The organism is Streptomyces sp. VTCC 41912, assembly GCF_045799175.1.
Classification (GTDB): domain Bacteria; phylum Actinomycetota; class Actinomycetes; order Streptomycetales; family Streptomycetaceae; genus Streptomyces; species Streptomyces albulus_C.
In genome coordinates this window covers 85,279-104,179 of sequence record NZ_JBJMAB010000030.1, presented here as the reverse complement: position 1 = coordinate 104,179, position 18,901 = coordinate 85,279, and the positions used below count along the sequence as shown (strand labels likewise).

Below are 18,901 nucleotides of genomic sequence, written 5' to 3'. Positions count from 1 at the left end.
CTGCACACCACCCCCGCAGGCCCGTCACCGCACCCAACAGCCCCGCGCAGCGGACAACGCCCGCGCCGCAGGCGCAAACAGCAACCCCCACGGCGGGAACGCCGACAACGCCCGCGCCGCCAGGCGCAAACGGCAACCCCCACAGCGGGAAAGCCAAAAACGTGGGAAGCCAGCCAAGCGCAGCGACCCGGTTAGCGCCGCCGCCCCACCCGTTCGTCCGTTGCCACGGCTGAGGCGCCAGCCGCCACCGTCTCGTAGACGGCGAGGATGTCCGCGCCGACTGTGGACCAGTCGAAGCGGCGGACGTGTTTGCTGCCGCGTTCGCTGAGTTCGGTGCGCCGGTCGGGGGCGTTCAACAGGCGGATCGCGGTGGTGGCGAGCGCCTCGGCGTCCTCGTTGGTGAAGAGTTCGCCGGCTTCGCCCTGGTCCAGGACCTGGGCGAACGCGTCGAGGTCGCTGGCCAGTACGGGTGCGCCGGCGGACAGTGCTTCGACGAGGATGATGCCGAAGGACTCCCCGCCGGTGTTGGGTGCGACGTAGACGTCGACGCTGCGCAGCAGGCGTGCCTTGTCCTCGTCGGAGACCATGCCGAGGAACTCGACCCGGGGGCGCAGGTCGGCGGGGAGGCCGGCGACCGCTTCGTCCTGGTCGCCGCGGCCGGCGACCAGTAGTCGGGCGTCGGGGATCGCGGCGAGGATCGCGGGCAGGGCCTTCATGAGGACCGGCAGGCCCTTGCGGGGTTCGTCGATCCGGCCGATGAAGCCGATGGTGCGGCCCTGCCATTCGGGCCGCGGCTCGGCCCGGGCGAAGAAGTCGACGTCGACGCCGTTGGGGATGACGACGGCGTCGCCGCCGAGGTGCTCGACCAGGGTGCGGCGGGCGTACTCGCTGACGGCGATGCGGGCGCTGATCTTCTCCAGGGCGGGTTGGAGGATCGGATACGCGGCGATCATGGCCCGGGAGCGCGGGTTGGAGGTGTGGAAGGTCGCCACGATCGGGCCTTGCGCCGCCCAGCAGGCGAGCAGGCCCAGGGAGGGCGAGGCGGGCTCGTGGATGTGGATGACGTCGAAGGCGCCGTTCTGGAGCCAGCGGCGGACCCGCGCGGCGGAGAGGAACCCGAAGTTGAGACGGGCGACGGAGCCGTTGTACGGCACGGGGACGGCCCGGCCGGCCGGCACGACGTAGGCGGGCAGCGGGGTCTCGTCGTCCGCGGGGGCCAGCACGGAGACCTCGTGGCCGAGGCCGATCAGGTGCTCGGCCAGGTCGCGGATGTGGAACTGCACGCCGCCGGGGACGTCCCAGGAGTACGGGCAGACGATGCCGATCTTCACGCGGGCTCCGTTCCGGGGGTGCCGTCGCGCGGCGTCAGGTCGGCGAGCCACAGCCGCTGGAGCATGTGCCAGTCCTCGGGGTGGTCGGCGATGCCGCCGGCGAAGGCGTCGGCGAGTGCCTGGGTCATGCGGGCGGCCTTCTCGGTTCGGGTGCCGTCCTCGGGCACCTCGATCTCCGGGTGGACGCGGCCGCGCATGACGGGGGTGTCGTCGTACCAGAGGGTGACGGGCAGCAGCATCGCGCCGGTCTGGAGGGCGAGCATCGCGGGCCCGGCCGGCATCTTCGTCTCCTCGCCGAAGAACGTCACCGGTATCCCGGAGCTGGACAGGTCGCGGTCGGCGACCAGGCAGACCAGGCCACCGGCGCGCAGCCGCCGGGCCAGCGTGCCGAAGGCGGCGCCGCCGGTGTGCGGCAGGACCTCCATGCCCAGTCCCTCGCGGTAGGCGACGAACCGGTCGTAGAGGGACTCCGGTTTGAGGCGCTCGGCGACGGTGGTGAACGGGGTGTTGAGCTTGGTGGTGACCCAGACGCCGGCGAGGTCGTAGTTGCCCATGTGGGGCAGGGCCAGGATCACCCCGCGGTCGCTCTTGAGGCCGTCCTCCAGGTGGTGCACGTCCTCGGGGGCGAAACCGCCTTTTATCCGCTGCTCGCTCCACGCCGGCAGCCGGAAGGACTCCATCCAGTACCGCATGTACGAACGCATCCCGGCCCGGGAGAGCGCCGCCAGCCGCTGCGCGGAGGCGCCCGGGACGACCCGCGCGAGGTTGGACTCCAGCCGTTGCACGCCCTTGCCGCGGCGCCGCCAGGCGACGTCCGCGAGTTGCCGGCCGAGCTGCACCGCGACGCCCTCGGGGAGCCGCTTGACGGTGCTCCAGCCCAGGCCGTACAGCCCGTCCACGAGCTTCTCGGTGTCGATCAGCTTCCGGTCCCCCATCAGCCGTTCCCCCCTTGGGCGAGGGCGTCGGCCTCGGCCGACTCCCGTCGTACGGTCACCACGCGCTGGCCGAGCGTGACGGCGCTGCCGACGGCGACCACCCACAGGGCGATCGGCAGCAGCACCTGCACGCCCGGCACGCCGAACGCGTGCAGCCCGGACAGGCCGCAGGCGACCAGCGAGATGACCAGCCGCTCGGCCCGCTCCACCAGGCCGTTGACGTTCACCGGCAGCCCGATGGCCTCGCCCCGTGCCTTGGTGTACGAGACGACCTGGCCGCTGGCGAGGCAGAAGATGGCGATCGCGCAGAGCGCCAGGCTGTCGCCGCGGCCGGCGTACCAGAGGGCCAGTCCACCGAAGATCGCCGAGTCCGCGACCCGGTCGAGGGTGGAGTCCAAGAAGGCGCCCCAGCGGCTGGAGCGGCCCAACTGGCGCGCCATGTTGCCGTCGACGAGGTCGGAGAAGACGAACAGCGTGATCACGACCGTGCCCCAAAAGAACTCGCCCTGGGGATAGAAGATCAGGGCACCGGCCACCACACCGCCGGTCCCGACGAGGGTGACCGCGTCCGGGCTGACCCCGAGACGGATGAGCAGGGCGGCGAACGGTGTGAGAACACGCGTGAAGAACGCACGCGCGTACTTGTTCAGCATGACCTTCCCGGAAAGTCGATACGGGCCGCGCGGTCAAGGGGCCACCGGCTGGCCCATCGTAGCCAGGAGGCCACGGGGCACCACGAACGCATCGCGGCGCGGGGTGCATCACACGGCTCGGGGCGCCCGCCGCGCGCCCGCCCGGCGGCCCGTGGTTCCCGCCGCGTGGCCGGTCGGCACCGGCCGCACGTGCCACGTATGGACGCATCCTGAACCCGGTGGAAAGCTCGAATCACCGCAAAGTGTCGACCTGGAGGCGAGACACATGAGCGAGAAGTCGAGTACGAACCCAGGAGCCGCCGGAAGGGCACCAGCGGCCGACCGGCCCGCTGCCCTGCGCAATGTGGTGCTGGTCGGCCACAGCGGCTCGGGAAAGACCACCCTGGTCGAAGCGCTGGCGCTGGCTTCGGGCGCGGTCAACCGCGCGGGCCGCGTCGAGGACGGCGGCTGCCTCTCCGACTACGACGAGATCGAGCACCGGCAGCAACGCTCGGTGCAGCTCTCCCTGGTCCCCGTGGACTGGGGCGGGATAAAGATCAATCTGTTGGACACCCCCGGGTACGCGGATTTCGTCGGGGAGCTCAGGGCCGGTCTGCGCGCGGCGGACGCGGCCCTCTTCGTCGTCTCGGCGGCCGACGGCGTGGCCGGTGCGACCCGGATGGTGTGGGACGAGTGCGCGGCCGTCGGGATGCCGCGCGCCCTGGTCGTCACGCACCTGGAGGCCGCGCGCGCCGACTTCGACGAGATGACCCGGCGGTGCGCGGTGACCTTCGGCGGCGACGACCTGGACGCCGTCCTGCCGCTCTACCTGCCGCTGTACGGCCCCGCGGGCGCGGACGGCCACGCCCCCGTCAACGGCCTGATCGGCCTGCTGTCGCAGCGCGTCTTCGACTACTCCTCCGGGGAGCGGACCGAGCGCGCCCCCACCGACGAGGAACTCCCGCTGATCGAGGCGGCCCGGAACCGCCTGATCGAGGGGATCATCGCCGAGAGCGAGGACGAGTCGCTCATGGACCGGTACCTCGCCGGTGAGGAGATCGAGCTCAAGACGCTCGTCGGCGACCTGGAGACCGCGGTCGCCCGTGGCTCCTTCCACCCCGTGCTGGCCGCCGCCCCGGCCGTGGAGGGGGCCAGGCAGGGGCTGGGCACCGTCGAACTGCTGGAGCTGATCACCGGCGGCTTCCCCACCCCAGCGGAGCGCGAGGCGCCCGCCGTGACCAGTCCCGACGGCGCCCCGCGGCCGGGGCTGGGCTGCGACCCGGAGGGCCCGCTCGCCGCCGAGGTCGTCAAGACCTCCTCCGACCCGTATGTCGGCCGGCTCTCCCTCGTCCGGGTCTTCTCCGGCACGCTGCGCCCCGACGACACGGTGCACGTCTCCGGTCACGGCCTGGAGGACCGCGGGCACGAGGACCACGACGTCGACGAGCGGGTCAGCGCGCTGTCCGCGCCGTTCGGCAAGCAGCAGCGTCCGCTCACCCGGGCCATCGCCGGCGATCTGGCCTGTGTCGCCAAGCTGACCCGCGCCGAGACCGGCGACACCTTGTCCGGCAAGGACGCGCCGCTGCTGATGGAGCCGTGGGCGATGCCGGACCCGCTGCTTCCGGTCGCCATCCGGGCGCACAGCAAGGCCGACGAGGACAAGCTCTCGCAGGGCCTGGCCCGGTTGGTCGCCGAGGACCCCACGATGTGCCTGGAGCACAATCAGGACACCCGCCAGGTGGTCCTGTGGTGCATGGGCGAGGCGCACGCCGACGTGGCCCTGGAGCGGCTGCGCTCCCGTTACGGCGTCCAGGTCGACACCGTCGACCACCGGGTCGCGCTGCGGGAGACGTTCGGCGGGCCCGCGGCGGGCCGCGGCCGGCACGTCAAGCAGTCCGGCGGGCACGGCCAGTTCGCGATCTGCGAGATCCAGGTCGAACCGCTGCCGGGCGGCTCCGGCATCGAGTTCGTCGACAAGGTCGTGGGCGGTGCGGTGCCCCGGCAGTTCATCCCGTCGGTGGAGAAGGGCGTCCGCGCCCAGGCCGCCCGCGGGATCGCCACCGGGCATCCGCTCGTGGACGTCCGGGTCACCCTGCTCGACGGCAAGTCCCACTCGGTCGACTCCTCGGACGCGGCGTTCCAGACGGCGGGTGCCCTGGCCCTGCGGGAGGCCGCCGCGCAGACCACGATCGACCTGCTGGAACCGGTCGCCGAGGTGCGCGTCCTCGTACCGGACGAGTACGTCGGGCCGGTGCTCAGCGACCTCTCCGGCCGCCGTGGCCGGGTCGTCGGCACCGAACAGTCCGGATTCGGCCGCACCCTGGTCCGCGCCGAAGTGCCGGAGATCGAGATCGGGCGCTACGCCGTCGACCTGCGCTCGCTCTCGCACGGCACCGGACGCTTCGGCCGCGGGTACCTGCGGCACGAGCCGATGCCCGGCCAGCTCGCCGCGCGGATGCGGGCCGAGGAGACGGTCACGGCGTAGGTAACGGCCGGTCAGCCGCCGTCCCGGACAGCCCACTTGGGTCGGGCCGGCGGCTGTACGCTGGGGCCTTGAGCCGCTGCGCCGCGCGTTCCGGGCCAACCTGCGAGCACACCGGCCCAGCAGGTGTGCGCCAAAGCGTAGTCGGGTAGAGCGCATCAGCGGATACGCGCGTGATGGGGGCGGTAGTGGCAGACGGCTTTGACTTCAGTCCGGGGGCGCAGGTCCCCATCTCGGGGGGCGCCGGACAGACGGCGGCGACCCAGGCGTTGGCCTCGGCCGCCTACCGGGACAGCCCGCTGGCCGACATCTCCAAGGCCGACTCCGACTCCGGCACGTCCGAGATCAAGAAGCCCAAGCTGTCGCTGTTCGCGCCCAACCTCGGCGAGGCGTTCGCCCGCGCCGTCCAGGTGCGGATGCTCGGCGGCGGCCGCGGTCCGTTGATCCAGTCCTTCGGCACCGAACCGCAGACGGTCGTCGAGCACTGCCTGTCCGCCACCCGCATCCGCAAGCAGCGCGACGCCCAGCTGACGGTCCTGATGGTGGTGTGCGGGCTGCTCTTCCTGCCCGGCGTGCTGCTGTGGCTGGGCGCCTTCCAACTCCGCAAGATGTTCTCCAAGGACGGCGAGGGCAACGGCATCTCGCCGCTGGGCGGCGTACTGCTGGCGCTGCTGGCCGCGGTCGGCCTGTTCTTCATGATCAAGCTGCCGCTCAACGGCTTCTGGCCGCTGTACGCCCGGGGCATGCTCATCGCCCCGGTGGTCGGCTGGTGGCTGGCCAAGCAGATCTGCGAGCGGACGGCGGTGACGCTGCGGGAGGCGTGGAAGGGGCTGCTGGAGGGCGGCGGCGTCGCCGCGAAGATCCCCGAGGCGGTGCCGCAGGACCCGAACCACACCTCCGCCGAGACCCTGCGCCAGAACCTCGCCAAGGTCTCCGCCGAGCAGCGCAGCAACGTCGTCTTCTACGCCGGCCCCAAGGGCATACTCGGCATGGGCACCCGGTGGGGCACCTGGCAGCTCGCCGAGGAGCTCCGGCCGGCCCAAGAGGGCACCGACATCCACCCGTTCCGCAGCTGGGACGTCATCCGCGCGATCCACGACCGGCTGCGCCTGCTGGAGCGCAGCCCGCTGCACACCGGCGGTTTCCAGCAGCCGCCGTCCGTGCGCCACTGGATCGTCTCCCCCGTGGGCGAGAAGGCCAAGGCCGTCTCCCGCCCGGAGGGCACGCACGTCGACGGGTACGAGGTCCGCGACCACGAGATAGCGCGGATCTGCAACGAGCAGCAGTTCGGCAGCGGCGACCGCCACTACCTCGGCGTCCAGTTCGTCCTGTGGGACGGCCAGTTGGTGCTCACGCTGATGATCACCGTCACCGTCCTGCACGAGACGCTGCGCATCGAGGTCAGCGGCCACGCCCTCGGCCCGGTCAACTCCCTGTTCACCGGCAAGCCGTCGCCCAAGACCAAGGAAGTGGCCAAGGTCGTACGGTTCTGGGAGACCAAGACCCAGACGCTGCCGCTGATCGAGCCGTCCGAGGTGGTCCGGCTGGCCGCCCGCGCCCCGCTGACGTGGTTCCCGCCGGTGCTGGACTTCCTCGGTGGCAAGCTCGCCCTGCCCGAGCCGTTCGGACTGCGCCACGTCTGGGCCGACAAGCCCTGGCGCCACCGCTTCATGGCCGATGACGCGCTGCGCGCCGCGACCCCGGTCCTGCGGGCCGTGCACGCCGCCGCGATGAGCGTCCTGAAGGAGAACGGCGTCGACGTCGAGCGGTTCGACAACCGCTCCCTGGTGCTCAGCGGGATGGTCCAGAGCGCCGAGCCGAAGAAGGCCGACGAGTACAACGCGTAGGGCACGACCCCGCGCTCCGTGCGCACACGGGCGCGCGCCCGGCTTCCCGCCGGGCGCGCGCCCGTTTCCGTTCCGCCGCCGGTCGGATCCGGCGGGCACGTCCTAGCGGAAGATCCCGGTGTGCCCCAGCGAGTACCGTCCCGGCTGCGGGTAGACCGCGAGCCCGTGCGGCCCGACGCCCACCCGGATCTTCGCCAGGGTCTTCCCGGTGTGCGTGTCGAGCGCGTAGACCTCGGAGTTGTACCGCCCGGACAGCCACAGCACGTTGCCGTCCGCCGAGACGCCGCCCATGTCCGGGCTGCCGCCGCCGCGGATGTGCCATTTGTTGACGAGTTCCCCGGTCGTGAAGTCCAGCAGCGAGATGGACCCCTCGCCCCGGTTGGAGACGTACATGGTCCGGGAGTCGCGGCTGACGTAGAGGCCGTGGGCGCCCTTGCCGGTGGGCAGCAGCTTCGGCCGGTCGAAGGTGTCGCCGTTCAGGACCCAGACGCCGTCGGCCATCATGTCGGCGACGTACCAGGTCTTGCCGTCCGGCGAGATCTTCACGTCCTGCGGCATCGCCCCCTCGAACGGGAGCTTCTGCTGGGCGATCACCGTCATCTTCGCGGTGTCGACCTTGAGCAGTTCGCCGGAGAACTCGCAGGAGACGATGAAGTACTTCCCGTCCGGCGAGAAGTCGGCGTGGTTGACGCCCGCGCAGCTGACCGGGAGGGTCTTGCGGATCGCCATCGTGTGCGGGTCCCGGAACACCAGCTGGCGGTCCATCGACGCCATGACGACCGCGTACTTCCCGTCCGGCGTGAAGTAGAGGTTGTACGGGTCGTGGACCTTGACGGGTTTGCCGGCCTTGCCGGTGGCCGGGTCGATCGGGGTGAGGTCGTGCCCCCGGTTGTTGTTGACCCACAGCGTCTTCATGTCCCAGGACGGCACCACGTGTTGCGGCTGCACGCCCACCGGGATCGTCTCGATCACCTTGTAGGTCTTGGGGTCGATGACGGTGACCGTGTCGGAGCCGGTGTTGGGCACGTAGATCCGCGACGGGAAGTTCTTGACCTGCGGCGCCAGCCGGTTGGGCCGGTCCGCGGCGTACAGGTCACGCGCGTCCAGCACGGGCGGCATCCCGGGCAGCCCCTGGACGACGGCCTTGTGCGGCGAGGCCCCGGCGGACCGCGCGGGGGCGGACTGCTCCCCGCCGCCGGCGCAGCCCGCCGCCACCAGGGCGCAGGCCGCGACGAGCAGCGCGGCCCGCCGGGTGGGCCGGGAGCCGGGCGGGCGGGGGTGGGTACGGTTCCGGTCAGCCATCAGGTCACTAGCTCCGTTGTCGTCACCGCGCGCAGACCGCGCCGGCGGAGGCCGTCGAGGATCGGGGGCAGCGCGGCCACCGTGCCGGCGTGCCCGAGGTGGAGACTGACGACCGACCCCGGCCGGATGCCGTCCAGGACCGTGCGCTGGACGGCCGCGGCGCCGGGGTCGTTCGCGTCGAGGGAGTCCACGTCGTACGACAGGACGTGCGGGTAGCCGACCTGACGGGCCAGCCGGATCACCTGGGGGGTCGCCCGTTGGGTCTGCGAGGGGCGGAACCAGCTGCCGATGCTGCCGGTGAGCCTGCGCAGCCGGTCGGCGCACTGACTGATCTCGGCGAGCGCGGCGGCGGCCGGCAGCGCGCAGATATTGCGGTGGTGCATGGTGTGGTTGCCGAGTTCGTGGCCGCCGTCCAGGACGCGGCGGGCCATCGCGGGCTGCTCGTCGAGCCACTCGCCCACGGCCAGGACGGTGACCCGGGCACCGGCCCGTTCGGCCTCGCCGAGCAGCGCCCCGGCCAGCTTGGGGTCGCCCCTGCCGTGGAACGTCAGGGCCACCGCGTGGCCGTCGCGCGGTCCGTGTTCGATCTCCGCGGGCAGGCCGGGGGCGCGGGTCGGCGGCCGGGCGGCGGGCTGCCGGGCGGGGGCGGACCGGCCCGTCCCCTGGGGGGTCGGGCCGCCGCTGGCCGGTCGGGAGGCGGAGTCGTCCGCCGACCGCTTCGGATCACAGCCCGCCGCGAGCGCACCGGCGGCCGCGGCCGAGGCGGCCGCGCGCAGCACGAAGCGACGATCTAGGGAAGTCACCACCCCATTAGAGGCGCAAAAATTCCCAATCGGTGCGATATGTACGATTCATTCGGGTGCGTGTCGCCGCGTTCACCCGACGCGCACCCCTGCTACACCGGCCAGGCCGCGGCCAGCATCGCCCTGGTGTCGGCGAGGAGTTGGGGCAGGACCTTGGTGTGGCCGACCACCGGCATGAAGTTGGTGTCGCCGCCCCAGCGGGGGACGACGTGCTGGTGGAGGTGGGCGGCGATCCCGGCGCCGGCCACGCTGCCCTGGTTCATCCCGATGTTGAACCCGTGCGCCCCGGAGGCGGTGCGCAGTGCCGTCATCGCCCGCTTGGTGAAGTCGGCCAGCTCCGCCGTCTCCGCCTCGTCGAGGTCGGTGTAGTCGGCGACGTGGCGGAACGGGACGACCATGAGGTGCCCGCCGTTGTACGGGTAGAGGTTCAGCACCGCGTACACCCGCTCACCGCGGGCGACGACCAGACCGTCCTCGTCCGACTTCGCGGGAATGGTGCAGAACGGACAGCCGTCGTCGGCACCCGGGCCGCTCGGCTTGTTCTCCCCCTGGATGTACGCCATCCGGTGGGGCGTCCACAGGCGCTGGAAGGCGTCCTGCGTCCCGACTCCGATCTGCTGTTCCGGCTCACTCGTCATGTTGCGAAGCATATTCTCCCGGGCCGGCGGGGGAAGCGGCGAGGGGCGATCCCGATCGGGACCGCCCCTCGCGCAGACCGTCGCGTCACACCTGGACGCGACGCTCCACCGCGTCCAGCAGCTTGGCCAGCGCCGCTTCCTTCGGAATGCCGTTCTCCTGCGAACCGTCGCGGTAGCGGAACGACACCGCGCCGGCGGCCAGGTCCTCGTCACCGGCGAGGATCATGAACGGCACCTTGGCCTTCTGCGCGTTCCGGATCTTCTTCTGCATCCGGTCCGAGGAGGAGTCGACCTCCAGCCGCAGCCCCCGGGCCTTCGCCTCGGCGGCGAACTCCGCCAGGTACGGGACGTGCGCGTCGCCGATCGGGATGCAGGTGGCCTGCACCGGGGCCAGCCAGGCCGGGAAGGCGCCGGCGTAGTGCTCCAGCAGCACCGCGAAGAACCGCTCGATCGACCCGAACAGCGCGCGGTGGATCATGACCGGCCGCTGCTTGGTGCCGTCCGCCGAGGTGTATTCGAGGTCGAAGCGCTCCGGCAGGTTGAAGTCGAGCTGGATCGTCGACATCTGCCAGGTGCGGCCGATCGCGTCCTTGGTCTGGACGGAGATCTTCGGGCCGTAGAAGGCGGCGCCGCCCGGGTCCGGGACCAGCGGGAGGCCCTGCTTGTCCGCGACCTGGCGGAGGGTCTCGGTGGCCTCCTCCCAGACCTCGTCCGAGCCGACGAACTTCTCCGGGTCCTTGGTGGACAGCTCCAGGTAGAAGTCGTCCAGGCCGTAGTCGCGGAGCAGGTTCAGCACGAAGGTGAGCGTCCGGTCCAGCTCGTCGGCCATCTGCTCGCGGGTGCAGTAGATGTGCGCGTCGTCCTGCGTGAAGCCGCGGGCCCGGGTCAGGCCGTGCACGACGCCGGACTTCTCGTAGCGGTACACCGTCCCGAACTCGAAGAGGCGCAGCGGCAGTTCACGGTACGAGCGGCCGCGCGCATCGAAGATCAGGTTGTGCATCGGGCAGTTCATGGGCTTGAGGTAGTAGTCCACGCCCTCGTCGAGCTGCATGGGCGGGTACATGCCGTCGGCGTACCAGTCCAGGTGGCCCGAGGTCTCGAAGAGCTTCCCCTTCGTCGCGTGCGGGGTGTAGACGAACTCGTAGCCCTCTTCCTCGTGGCGGCGCCGCGAGTAGTCCTCCATCACGCGCCGGACGATGCCGCCCTTGGGGTGGAAGACGGCCAGGCCGGAGCCGATCTGCTCCGGGACGGAGAACAGGTCCAGCTCGGCACCGAGCTTGCGGTGGTCGCGCTTCTCGGCCTCGGCGAGGAAGTCCAGGTAGCCCTTGAGCTCGTCCTTGGTCGGCCAGGCGGTGCCGTAGATACGCTGGAGCTGCGGGTTCTTCTCGCTGCCGCGCCAGTAGGCGGCGGCCGACCGCATCAGCTTGAAGACCGGGATGGCGCGGGTGCTCGGCAGGTGCGGGCCGCGGCACAGGTCCTTCCAGCACAGCTCGCCGGTCTTGGCGTCGAGGTTGTCGTAGATGCTCAGCTCGCCCGCGCCGACCTCGGCGGAGGCGCCCTCGGCGGCGTCCGCGGCGGAGCCCTTGAGGCCGATCAGCTCCAGCTTGTACGGCTCGTCGGCCAGCTCCGCGCGGGCCTCCTCGTCGGAGACCACGCGGCGGGAGAACTTCTGCCCGCGCTTCTGGATCTCCTGCATCTTCTTCTCGATGCGCTTGAGGTCGTCCGGGTGGAAGGGCTTCTCGACGTCGAAGTCGTAGTAGAAGCCGTCCTTGATCGGCGGGCCGATGCCGAGCTTGGCCTCCGGGAAGAGCTCCTGAACGGCCTGGGCCATCACGTGCGCGGCGGAGTGCCGCAGGATGTTCAGACCGTCCTCGGAGGTGATCTCGACGGGCTCGACCTCGTCGCCGTCGGCCAGCTCGTGGGCCAGGTCCTTCAGCTCGCCGGCCACCCGTGCGGCCACGACGCTGCGCTCGCCCTGGAAGAGGTCGGCGGCCGTAGTCCCCGTGGTCACCACGCGTTCTTCCCGCTCGGAATCGCGTTGGACGGTCACACGGACGTCTGACACCGGTCTCTCCTGACTCATGTCTTTCGCGCGTCAGCGTTTGCTGCGCCCCCGAATCGTACCGAGCCGCAGGACCACACCGCGAAACGGTGCCGGCCGCCCGCTCAGCCGTCCGCCGGCGGCCCGTCGCACGCCTCCTCGGCGTCGTCGAATCCGTCGTCGCCGCCTTCCGGCGGGGCCTGTGCCAGCGCCTTCATCAGCCGGTCCCGATCGGCCGGATCGACCTGGACGGGGGTGACGTCCCGACCGCCGGTGATCCGCCGGAAGCCGCCCCGGCTCTCCAGCCGGCCGCTGACCCGGATCGGCAGCCCGGCCAGGTGGGCGTGGCCGGCGATCCGGTAGTCCTCCTCCTCCAGCGCCGCCCGCACCTGCCCCACGTCGGCCCCGCTGATCACCCGCAGCCGCACCGACCCCGGACCGTCCGGTCGCTCCCGGCGCAGCCGGACGACGGAACCGGTCACCCGCACCGGCAGCGACGGCTCGGCACGGACGTAGCGCCGGGCGGCCCGCTGGAGCGCGGGCAGGTCGCCGGGCGAGAACTCCACCGGTTCGGGGCGGGCCGCGAACCCCGCCGGGGCGCCGGCCGCCGGCGACCAGCACAGGGTGATCCGGACGCCCTCCGCGCCCCGCACCAACGCGATCAACGCCTTCACCAGCTCGTGGCAGACGCCCAGTCCGACCGCCGCGTCGAACGCCTCCATGCCGCCGGCGGCCCGCTGGTAGTCGGTGGCGTCCCGGGCCGCGTGCAGGGCCCGCTGGAGACCGGTGACCACGCCCCGTCCGGCCGGTACGGGCACGAACGCGGCCAGGTGCCGACCGGCCGGGCCCGGGCCGACCAACACCTGGCCGAGGAACGCCTCGGCCCGCCGTTGGTGCCGGGCGCCGTAATAGCCGGCCCGGGCGTAGCTGCCCAGCGCGCCGGCGGTCAACAGGGCGCGGGCCGCGGCGCGCAGCTGCTCCTGCGCCACCCAGTGTGCGGTGCCCGGCCCGCCGTCCGGGACCTCGCGCTCCCAACGGACCTCGTCGCTGGGCACCGCGAGCCCGACCAGCACCTCGCGGGCCGACGGTGCGGCGCTCCGCTCCAGCGCGGCCAACGCCTCCGCCAACAGCTCGGCGCTGTCCGGAAAACGCCGGTCCTGGGGCACCAGCAGACTGGTCCCGCCGGCCCCGTCGGGCGGGGTCCAACGGGCGTAGTGGCCGACCGCGCCGCTGCGGCGCCGCCAACCGTGCCGGGCCAACAGGGCCGTGAGCACCGTCGGGTCGAGCCGCGCCGGATCCGGTGGTGCCGCGCCGTAGTCGTCGGTGGACCGCGCCATCAGGGTCTCCCTCCCGCCCCGACCCGCGTCATGATCTCGCGGAGCGCGCGGTCGTCGAAGATCCGCGTGGTCGGGATCCGCACAGTGGTCCGGCGCCGGCCGGTCACCGGATGGCCGGCGAGGTTGGTCCAGTAGCAGCAGTGCCGCAGTTCCAGGTGGTCGTGTCCGGCCCGCAGCCAGTCGTCCGGGTCCCGCGGGACGAGCATCACGACGAGGATCTTGTGCACCGCCACCGGCGAGCGGGCCAGCTTCACCAGGTGGTCGTTGTCGAGCGTGAAGGCGAACGTCGGCCCCGGTGGGCGCGGGGCGGTCTGGTAGGTGCACTTGAGCTGCACCTTGATGGTGACTTCGTCGTCGACGGTGTGACCGGGCGCGGCATGGCTGACGTGCCAGTCGATGCCGTTGTCCGGGAAGGGCTGCGCCAGCGAGCAACCGGCCGCGGCGGCGACCGCGTGCAGGTAGCCCACCTGGAGGGTTTCCATGCAGGCCGTGGTGGCCAGGCCACCGCGCTGCGGTGTGGGAGAGGGCCGGGGGTACCGCCCGCTTGCGGGGGACAGCCCGCCCGGTTCGGGCTGCGCGAGGGTCATCGCGGATGCCTTCCGGGCCGTGCCGAATCGTCTGCTTCCGGGTGGCGGGACGGGGTCCGGCGCACGGGAGCCGCCGGACCGCGCACGGTGCGCCGGCCCGTCACTGTCGTTGTCTCCGCGTCAAGCGGGCCGCAAACAAGGGCGGTTCGAGCCGACTGCAACTCGGGTATCACCAGCACGGATGACGTCGCACCGCCATCCCCCGTACGACCGCGAGGAGTTGGATGATGCCGCGCTGGTATGACGGTCCACTTGCCGCCTTCGACACCGAGACGACGGGCATCGACGTCGAGCGCGATCGCATCGTCTCCGCCGCCCTGGTGATCCAGGAAACCCCGCGCGCCGCCCCGCGCGTCACCCGCTGGCTGGTCAATCCGGGCGTGGAGATACCCGAGGCCGCGACGGCGGTGCACGGACTGACGGCCGACCACCTCGCCCGGCACGGCCGCTGGCCGGCGCCGGTGCTGGAGGAGGTGGCCCGGGCGCTGGCCGCCCAGGCGGTGGCCGGCCGGCCGTTGGTGGTGATGAACGCCCCGTTCGATCTCACGCTCCTGGAACGGGAGTTGAAGCGCCACCGCGCCAGCTCGCTCGACGCCTACCTGGGGGCGCACCCCCTGCACGTCCTCGACCCCCGAGTCCTGGACAAGCACCTGGACCGCTACCGCAAGGGCCGTCGCACCCTCACCGACCTCTGCGCGCACTACGAGGTCGAACTGGCCGACGCCCACGAGGCGGCCGCGGACGCACTGGCCGCACTGCGCGTGGTCCGGGAGGTGGGCCTGCGCTTCGCCGACCGGCTGGACGGGCTGCAACCCGCCGAGTTGCACACCCGTCAGGCGGTCTGGTTCGCCGCCCAGGCGCGCGGCCTCCAGGCGTGGTTCGCCCGCAGCGGCTCCCCGGAGTCGGTCGACCCGCATTGGCCGTTGCGGCCGGAACTCCCCACCGCCGCCTGATTACCCATCAGAATTCCGTCGGGAATTCCCACGGAGACCACCGGGAAGGGAACGGAATCACCGTTCCGAAGACGAAGTGCGCACCGGTCCAATGAAAAGAACCGGACCGCCTCTTGGCGGCCCGGTTCATGATCCCGGTGGGCGATACTGGGTTCGAACCAGTGACCTCTTCGGTGTGAACGAAGCGCTCTCCCACTGAGCTAATCGCCCGGGTTCCGGCGGGGTTTCCCCCGCGAACGACCTGAACGATACAGGTCGTCACGCCCTTCCATCAAATTCCTCCGCCGAGCCGCTCATCCGCGGGCCAGCCAGGCCGCCAACCCGCGCCGTCCGGCCCGCATCATCAGCGCGTGGTTGATCCGGAACAGCGGCCGCCCGACCAGCGCCCACCGCCGCAACGCCGGCTTGCGAAGCTCCACGTCCTGCTCGAAGACGACCCGGGTGCCGCCGGCCCCGGGCGCGACCGTCCAACGCGCCCGACCGACCAGGTCCCCGCCCATCTCGACCTCCAGCACCCCGTCCCCCGGATCCCGCCGGACCTCGGTCGCCACCACGGCCAGCTCGTACGGCAGGGAGGACCGAAACCGCGCACTGGCGCTGCGATCGTCGAGCGGAACGACCTCGCGCACCTGCGGCCACCAGCGGGGATACGCCTCGCCCCGCTCCAGGACCGCATAGACGACGGTGGGCTGGGCGCTCAGCTGCCACACGCTACGGAAGTGGTAGCGGTGGAGCCGGCCGGGCGGACCGGAGGGGGCGAACATGATCCCAGTGTGCGCCCCGGCACCCGGGAAACCCCTCAACAACCGCAACGGCCCGGAGACTTGAGTCTCCGGGCCGTCGTCCGGGGTGGGCGATACTGGGTTCGAACCAGTGACCTCTTCGGTGTGAACGAAGCGCTCTCCCACTGAGCTAATCGCCCGGGCGCATCGCCAACATTACCGCACGTCGGAGGCGCTCCCGACCACGGCGGCACCGCCGAGCTCCGCACACCCGGAGCGGACGCCACCCCCGCCCGTTCGTCGGCGCGACCGCCGCGCCCGGCACGCCGAACCGACGGAGATCATCGCAAAGCACTCCCCGCTCCGTTACTCTGCGTATTCGTCACGCCTGCGCAACGGACGGGATCGCCTGGCGAAATTACCGCCGGGGACGCTCACGCAATCCGCCGTAAGAGGTACCTGAAGCCACCCAAAACCGTCAGAGGGGTTTACAACGGCACCGTAGGTGGCATGTCGATTTCGCCGACGTGCGAATCCCCGAGCGCACACTGAGCGAAAGGCCCTGGCGCTTATGAACACCACGGTCAGCTGCGAGCTGCACCTGCGCCTCGTTGTGTCGAGCGAGTCCTCACTGCCTGTACCCGCGGGCCTGCGGTATGACACGGCCGATCCCTATGCCGTGCACGCCACCTTCCACACCGGAGCCGAGGAAACGGTTGAGTGGGTCTTCGCCCGCGACCTCCTCGCCGAGGGCCTCCACCGGCCCACGGGCACCGGCGACGTCCGCGTCTGGCCGTCCCGGAGCCACGGTCAGGGCGTCGTCTGCATCGCCCTGAGCTCCCCGGAAGGGGAAGCCCTGCTGGAAGCCCCGGCGCGGGCGCTGGAATCGTTCCTGAAGCGAACGGATGCCGCCGTACCGCCCGGTACGGAGCATCGCCATTTCGATCTCGACACGGAGCTCTCCCACATCCTGGCGGAGAGCTGAGACGCAGCACGCAACCCACCGCATCCACCCGCTCACACTTGCGACCGTCCGACTCGGGGAGACGGCGCAGGACCGACAAGTTCACACGGCACACTTCGGCGCCGTCACCGCGGACCCACCGCGGGGACGGCGCCGAGGCTTGTCCCAGGCGCTAGAGTCGGCGACCATTCGCCAACGACACCGGGGCGGCACCGGCCGACCCCACCCGGGCAGGGAGCGGAACCGTGCTGATCACCCATGACACCCGGTGCGCGCTGGACGCGGTCGTCGACCTGTTGAACACCGCTCCCGAGGGCGACTCCCCCGGTGCCCCGGACAGCCTCACCGACCTCCCGGCCCTCACCGAGTTCGTCCGGCGCAACGAGGTCAGCGGGGTGGGATCGCTCGGTCCGGACGACCTGGCCGCCGTGCGGGCCGTGCGGGCACGGTTCGCGGAGATCTTCGCGGCCGGCGACGACCACACCGCGGCCGCGCGGTTGAACGCGCTGGTCGCCTCCGCGGGCACCACGCCGCAGCTGACCGACCACGACGGCTACGACTGGCACGTCCACTACTTCGCGCCGGGCGCCACGGTCGCCGACCACCTGGCCGCGGACGGCGGGATGGCGCTGGCGTTCATCCTCGTCGCCGGGGAGCGCGAGCGGCTGCGGCGCTGCGAGGCACCGGACTGCCGGCACGCCTTCGTGGACCTCTCCCGCAACCGCTCGCGGCGCTACTGCGACAGCCGGACCTGCGGGAACCGGCTGCACGTCGCGGCGTACCGGGCACGGCGGCGGGAGGCGGCGGGCTGACCGGCGAGGAGCCGCGACCCGCCCCCGGGCGGAGCCGTCACATCGGACGGCGCCGGGGGTCAGAGGATGTAGAGGTCGTGCACCGCTCCTAGGAGGAGCAGCAGGCCGATCACGGCTAGGAAAAGCATCAGCGGCGGCTGGGACAGCGCGAACAGGCAACCGCGCGGTTCGGCGGACGGGGCGTCGTCTTGGGCGAGGGCGCACTCATCGTTCATCTCGCGCGCATCATCGCGCAGATGATCGTCCCGGATCCCGCAATGGGCCCCTCAGCAGGGGGAGTTCATCAGATCCCGTGCTTTTTCAGGATCGCTTCGATGTCCGAGAAGTCATCCTTGGGGGCGCTTCCGGCGCTCGAGGCCGCGGCGCGGCTGGGGGCCTTCCGACCGGGGCCGAGGGACGGCGCGGAGGCGGCCGGGGCCACCGCCGCCGCTTCGGAACCCGCGGCGGCCCGGCGCTCCTTGCGGCCCGCCACCCCGCGGCGCCGCTCCACCAGCCTGGTGAGCGCGAACAGTGCCGCGGAGACCGCGAGCACCCCGAACCCGGCCCAGACCGTGGGCTTGAAGACGATGCTGGTGACCCAGTCGACGACGCCCGTCATGACCAGGCCGATCGGGATGAGGGCGAAGGCGGCGATCCGGGTCGCGGCCAGGAAACGCTTGCGGTAAGCGGTCAGCGCGGCGATGCCCAAGCCCGCTGCCGACACCGCGGCACAGACTGTCGAGGTCAGCATCCGGTCCTCCTGCCGGTCGAAGGGGCGAGCGGGCGTTCCGCGCGCTCTTCCATCCTGCCCTCTCGGACACCGCCCAGGCCACGTTCCGACCAGGACCTCAGGGAGATCTCCGGGTCGCCCTCCTCCGCAGGTCCGGGTTCCTCCCCGGGTCGACGGGCTGGAAGACTGGCCGCATGAACGACGCCGCCGCCTCCGGCCCCAGCAACCCCGTCAGTCCCGTCCGCCCCGTCCGCCCCGTCCTCGACATGTGGTGCGATCTGCAGTGCCCGGACTGTGCCACCGCCCTGACGGACGTGCGGGCGTTGCGCGAGCGCTTCGAGGACCGGCTGGAGATCCGGCTGCGCCACTTCCCGCTGGCGAAGCACAAGCACGCCTACGCGGCCGCCCAGGCCGCCGAGGAGGCCGCCGAGCAGGGCCAGGGCTGGGCCTATGTCGAGGCGGTGCTGGCACGGACCGACGAACTCGGCAAGCGCGGCGAGCAGGCGCTGGTGGACATCGCCGCGGAGCTGGGGCTGGACGCCGAGGAGGTCGACACCGCGCTCGTCGACGGACGGCACCTGCTGGTCGTGGACGCCGACCAGGCCGAGGGCAAGGCGATCCGCGTGACCGGCACCCCGACCTACGAGATCGGCGGCGAACGGCTGGACGGCGGCAAGAGCCAGGACGGACTGCGCGTGCGGATCGAGGAGATCGTCGAGCGGCTGCTGGCCGAGCAGGACGCCGCGGCCGGCTGACGCACCTTGAAGAGCCGGCCGTGCCGGGCCGGCTCGGGCCGGCCCCGCGGG

The 18,901-nt window shown here is 71.9% G+C and carries 18 protein-coding genes and 2 tRNA genes; 6 read left to right on the top strand and 14 right to left on the bottom strand.

The window, feature by feature from the left end; genetic code table 11:
- Positions 1-191 precede the first annotated feature (191 nt).
- Genes ACJ6WD_RS31030 through pgsA form a run of 3 tightly spaced genes read right to left on the bottom strand, consistent with a single transcriptional unit; the run spans position 192 to position 2,919 of the window.
- Positions 192-1,331 (bottom strand): glycosyltransferase family 4 protein, encoded by a 1,140-nt coding sequence (locus ACJ6WD_RS31030; RefSeq protein ID WP_233662071.1) that lies wholly within the window; start codon positions 1,329-1,331, stop codon positions 192-194.
- The gene (locus ACJ6WD_RS31025; RefSeq protein WP_016574756.1) at positions 1,328-2,266 is read right to left on the bottom strand and encodes a phosphatidylinositol mannoside acyltransferase; all 939 of its coding nucleotides are present in this window, start codon (positions 2,264-2,266) and stop codon (positions 1,328-1,330) included. The genes ACJ6WD_RS31030 and ACJ6WD_RS31025 overlap by 4 nt, the downstream gene beginning before the upstream one ends.
- On the bottom strand, positions 2,266-2,919 hold the full coding sequence (gene pgsA, locus ACJ6WD_RS31020) for a phosphatidylinositol phosphate synthase (RefSeq protein ID WP_016574755.1): 654 nt from the start codon (positions 2,917-2,919) through the stop codon (positions 2,266-2,268). The genes ACJ6WD_RS31025 and pgsA overlap by 1 nt, the downstream gene beginning before the upstream one ends.
- Positions 2,920-3,184: 265 nt before the next feature.
- Between pgsA and ACJ6WD_RS31015 the strand changes: the two genes are divergently transcribed.
- Positions 3,185-5,383, top strand: coding sequence for an elongation factor G-like protein EF-G2 (locus ACJ6WD_RS31015; protein ID WP_038518290.1), 2,199 nt, complete (start codon positions 3,185-3,187; stop codon positions 5,381-5,383).
- Positions 5,384-5,568: 185 nt separating this feature from the next.
- Positions 5,569-7,227: a hypothetical protein gene (locus ACJ6WD_RS31010; RefSeq protein ID WP_233662074.1), complete on the top strand. Its 1,659-nt coding sequence runs from the start codon at positions 5,569-5,571 to the stop codon at positions 7,225-7,227.
- Between the two features lie 102 nt (positions 7,228-7,329).
- Here the strand turns inward: ACJ6WD_RS31010 and ACJ6WD_RS31005 are convergent, their stop codons facing one another.
- From ACJ6WD_RS31005 to ACJ6WD_RS30980, 6 genes are all read right to left on the bottom strand, one after another.
- Positions 7,330-8,529: a YncE family protein gene (locus tag ACJ6WD_RS31005; protein ID WP_233657952.1), complete on the bottom strand. Its 1,200-nt coding sequence runs from the start codon at positions 8,527-8,529 to the stop codon at positions 7,330-7,332.
- Positions 8,529-9,332 carry a polysaccharide deacetylase family protein gene (locus ACJ6WD_RS31000; protein WP_407616990.1) on the bottom strand — a complete coding sequence of 268 codons (804 nt, stop codon included), beginning with the start codon at positions 9,330-9,332 and terminating at the stop codon, positions 8,529-8,531. Before ACJ6WD_RS31000 ends, ACJ6WD_RS31005 begins: the two co-directional genes overlap by 1 nt.
- 92 nt (positions 9,333-9,424) lie before the next feature.
- On the bottom strand, positions 9,425-9,982 hold the full coding sequence (locus ACJ6WD_RS30995) for an HIT domain-containing protein (protein ID WP_016579182.1): 558 nt from the start codon (positions 9,980-9,982) through the stop codon (positions 9,425-9,427).
- A 73-nt stretch (positions 9,983-10,055) separates the two neighbouring features.
- Complete coding sequence (thrS, locus tag ACJ6WD_RS30990; protein WP_016579181.1) at positions 10,056-12,035, bottom strand: threonine--tRNA ligase; 1,980 nt, start codon at positions 12,033-12,035, stop codon at positions 10,056-10,058.
- A gap of 101 nt (positions 12,036-12,136) precedes the next feature.
- A complete protein-coding gene (locus ACJ6WD_RS30985) occupies positions 12,137-13,348 on the bottom strand; it encodes a hypothetical protein (RefSeq protein WP_407616989.1) in 1,212 nt (403 codons plus the stop codon).
- Positions 13,348-13,935 (bottom strand): DUF4365 domain-containing protein, encoded by a 588-nt coding sequence (locus tag ACJ6WD_RS30980; protein WP_037633201.1) that lies wholly within the window; start codon positions 13,933-13,935, stop codon positions 13,348-13,350. Before ACJ6WD_RS30980 ends, ACJ6WD_RS30985 begins: the two co-directional genes overlap by 1 nt.
- A gap of 227 nt (positions 13,936-14,162) precedes the next feature.
- Between ACJ6WD_RS30980 and ACJ6WD_RS30975 the strand changes: the two genes are divergently transcribed.
- Positions 14,163-14,888, top strand: a complete 726-nt coding sequence (locus ACJ6WD_RS30975; RefSeq protein WP_233657956.1) for an exonuclease domain-containing protein — start codon at positions 14,163-14,165, stop codon at positions 14,886-14,888.
- 138 nt (positions 14,889-15,026) lie between these two features.
- On the opposite strand, the gene ACJ6WD_RS30970 is transcribed toward ACJ6WD_RS30975, so the two are convergent.
- From ACJ6WD_RS30970 to ACJ6WD_RS30960, 3 genes are all read right to left on the bottom strand, one after another.
- A tRNA-Val gene (locus tag ACJ6WD_RS30970) sits at positions 15,027-15,098 on the bottom strand.
- An 83-nt stretch (positions 15,099-15,181) separates the two neighbouring features.
- Complete coding sequence (locus ACJ6WD_RS30965; protein ID WP_233657957.1) at positions 15,182-15,652, bottom strand: SRPBCC family protein; 471 nt, start codon at positions 15,650-15,652, stop codon at positions 15,182-15,184.
- A gap of 86 nt (positions 15,653-15,738) precedes the next feature.
- A tRNA-Val gene (locus ACJ6WD_RS30960) sits at positions 15,739-15,810 on the bottom strand.
- A gap of 371 nt (positions 15,811-16,181) precedes the next feature.
- Here ACJ6WD_RS30960 and ACJ6WD_RS30955 point away from each other — a divergent pair.
- Both ACJ6WD_RS30955 and ACJ6WD_RS30950 read left to right on the top strand, forming a co-directional pair.
- The gene (locus ACJ6WD_RS30955; protein ID WP_003959770.1) at positions 16,182-16,595 is read left to right on the top strand and encodes an SsgA family sporulation/cell division regulator; all 414 of its coding nucleotides are present in this window, start codon (positions 16,182-16,184) and stop codon (positions 16,593-16,595) included.
- Between the two features lie 224 nt (positions 16,596-16,819).
- Positions 16,820-17,386 carry a CGNR zinc finger domain-containing protein gene (locus ACJ6WD_RS30950; RefSeq protein WP_038518300.1) on the top strand — a complete coding sequence of 189 codons (567 nt, stop codon included), beginning with the start codon at positions 16,820-16,822 and terminating at the stop codon, positions 17,384-17,386.
- A 59-nt stretch (positions 17,387-17,445) separates the two neighbouring features.
- Here the strand turns inward: ACJ6WD_RS30950 and ACJ6WD_RS30945 are convergent, their stop codons facing one another.
- A complete protein-coding gene (locus tag ACJ6WD_RS30945) occupies positions 17,446-17,601 on the bottom strand; it encodes a hypothetical protein (protein ID WP_016575873.1) in 156 nt (51 codons plus the stop codon).
- A gap of 68 nt (positions 17,602-17,669) precedes the next feature.
- Complete coding sequence (locus ACJ6WD_RS30940) at positions 17,670-18,116, bottom strand: hypothetical protein (RefSeq protein WP_331247835.1); 447 nt, start codon at positions 18,114-18,116, stop codon at positions 17,670-17,672.
- A gap of 173 nt (positions 18,117-18,289) precedes the next feature.
- On the opposite strand from ACJ6WD_RS30940, the gene ACJ6WD_RS30935 reads away from it, so the two are divergent.
- Positions 18,290-18,850 carry a DsbA family protein gene (locus tag ACJ6WD_RS30935; RefSeq protein WP_407616988.1) on the top strand — a complete coding sequence of 187 codons (561 nt, stop codon included), beginning with the start codon at positions 18,290-18,292 and terminating at the stop codon, positions 18,848-18,850.
- Positions 18,851-18,901 lie beyond the last annotated feature (51 nt).

Excerpts from the sequence above, each read along its gene's own strand:
- ACJ6WD_RS31025 (WP_016574756.1), bottom strand. The coding sequence starts at position 2,266 with ATGGGGGACCGGAAGCTGATCGACACCGAGAAGCTCGTGGACGGGCTG.
- pgsA (WP_016574755.1), bottom strand. The coding sequence starts at position 2,919 with ATGCTGAACAAGTACGCGCGTGCGTTCTTCACGCGTGTTCTCACACCG.
- ACJ6WD_RS31015 (WP_038518290.1), top strand. The coding sequence starts at position 3,185 with ATGAGCGAGAAGTCGAGTACGAACCCAGGAGCCGCCGGAAGGGCACCA.
- ACJ6WD_RS31005 (WP_233657952.1), bottom strand. The coding sequence starts at position 8,529 with ATGGCTGACCGGAACCGTACCCACCCCCGCCCGCCCGGCTCCCGGCCC.
- ACJ6WD_RS30995 (WP_016579182.1), bottom strand. The coding sequence starts at position 9,982 with ATGCTTCGCAACATGACGAGTGAGCCGGAACAGCAGATCGGAGTCGGG.
- ACJ6WD_RS30985 (WP_407616989.1), bottom strand. The coding sequence starts at position 13,348 with ATGGCGCGGTCCACCGACGACTACGGCGCGGCACCACCGGATCCGGCG.
- ACJ6WD_RS30980 (WP_037633201.1), bottom strand. The coding sequence starts at position 13,935 with ATGACCCTCGCGCAGCCCGAACCGGGCGGGCTGTCCCCCGCAAGCGGG.
- ACJ6WD_RS30975 (WP_233657956.1), top strand. The coding sequence starts at position 14,163 with ATGCCGCGCTGGTATGACGGTCCACTTGCCGCCTTCGACACCGAGACG.
- ACJ6WD_RS30965 (WP_233657957.1), bottom strand. The coding sequence starts at position 15,652 with ATGTTCGCCCCCTCCGGTCCGCCCGGCCGGCTCCACCGCTACCACTTC.
- ACJ6WD_RS30955 (WP_003959770.1), top strand. The coding sequence starts at position 16,182 with ATGAACACCACGGTCAGCTGCGAGCTGCACCTGCGCCTCGTTGTGTCG.
- ACJ6WD_RS30945 (WP_016575873.1), bottom strand. The coding sequence starts at position 17,601 with ATGAACGATGAGTGCGCCCTCGCCCAAGACGACGCCCCGTCCGCCGAA.
- ACJ6WD_RS30940 (WP_331247835.1), bottom strand. The coding sequence starts at position 18,116 with ATGCTGACCTCGACAGTCTGTGCCGCGGTGTCGGCAGCGGGCTTGGGC.
- ACJ6WD_RS30935 (WP_407616988.1), top strand. The coding sequence starts at position 18,290 with ATGAACGACGCCGCCGCCTCCGGCCCCAGCAACCCCGTCAGTCCCGTC.